1 protein-coding gene is annotated in these 1283 nt (G+C 68.7%); it reads right to left on the bottom strand.

Features of this window, described 5'->3' with window-relative positions:
• Positions 1 to 147: 147 nt before the first annotated feature.
• Positions 148 to 1137, bottom strand: coding sequence for a GTP 3',8-cyclase MoaA (moaA, locus tag AB0N07_RS20280; RefSeq protein WP_365836829.1), 990 nt, complete (start codon positions 1135 to 1137; stop codon positions 148 to 150).
• Positions 1138 to 1283: the final 146 nt, after the last annotated feature.

Below are 1283 nucleotides of genomic sequence, written 5' to 3'. Positions count from 1 at the left end.
CTGCTCACTCGACGAGCTCAAGACCGCGCTCGAGGACTGGATCGAGACCTGGAACGAGCAGGCCCGCCCCTTCAGATGGACCAAGACCGCGGACCAGATCATCGACCGCATCTGCCGCTACTGCGACAGGATCTGCGGACCGGAACACTAGCCGCCGATCGCCGACATCGGACGGTCCGGCTGGACGAACGACGGGTCGTCCAGGCCCGCTCCCGCCTTCTTGCCCCACATGGCCAGTCGCCAGATGCGGGCGATCTCCTCGTCCGGGGCGTCGGAGCGCAGCGCTGCACGCAGGTCGGTCTCCTCCTGCGCGAACAGGCAGGTGCGTATCTGGCCGTCGGCGGTGAGGCGGGTGCGGTCGCAGGCCGAGCAGAACGGGCGGGTGACGGAGGCGATGACACCGACGCGGTGCGGGCCGCCGTCCACGACCCAGCGCTCGGCGGGCGCCGAGCCGCGCTCGTCCGTACCCTCCGGAGTCAGCTCGAAGCGGGTGCGCAGCGAGGCCAGGATGTCGCCCGCGGTGACCATGCCCTCGCGCTTCCAGCCGTGCTGGGCGTCCAGGGGCATCTGCTCGATGAAGCGCAGTTCGTAGTCGTGCTCCACCGCCCAGGCGAGCAGGTCCGGGGCCTCGTCCTCGTTCAGTCCCGGCATCAGGACGGTGTTGACCTTGACCGGGGTCAGGCCTGCGTCGCGGGCGGCCTGAAGGCCCTCGATGACGTCCTTGTGGCGGTCCCGGCGGGTGAGGGTCTTGAAGGTGTCGGGGCGCAGGGTGTCGAGTGAGACGTTCACCCGGTCCAGGCCCGCTGCCTTCAGGGCCGTCGCCGTGCGCCCCAGTCCGATGCCGTTCGTCGTCAGGGACATCTGGGGGCGGGGGTGCAGCGCGGCGACCCGCTCGACGATGCCGACCAGTCCCGGACGCAGCAGGGGTTCGCCGCCGGTGAAGCGGACCTCCTCGATGCCCAGGGAGGTGACGGCGATGTCGATCAGGCGGACGATCTCGTCGTCGGTCAGCAGGTCGGGCTTGGCCAGCCACTGCAGCCCCTCTTCGGGCATGCAGTACGTACATCGCAGATTGCACCGGTCGGTGAGTGAGACCCTCAGGTCGGTGGCCACTCGGCCGTAGGTGTCGATGAGCACCTGGGCCCCCTCCCTCGTAGCTGATCAGATACGGATCAGTGCCGGTCCATCATTTTCTGTCACTTGTGAGCCTACGTGACGTCACTGACAACAACAGCGGCCCGATCCCACGAGGTACGGCGCGGCCGCGTCGTAGGGACCCTGGA

This window comes from Streptomyces sp. NPDC051172 (assembly GCF_040682555.1).
In the GTDB taxonomy this organism is placed as follows: Bacteria; Actinomycetota; Actinomycetes; order Streptomycetales; family Streptomycetaceae; genus Streptomyces.
This window is presented reverse-complemented; position numbering and strand designations above follow the sequence as displayed.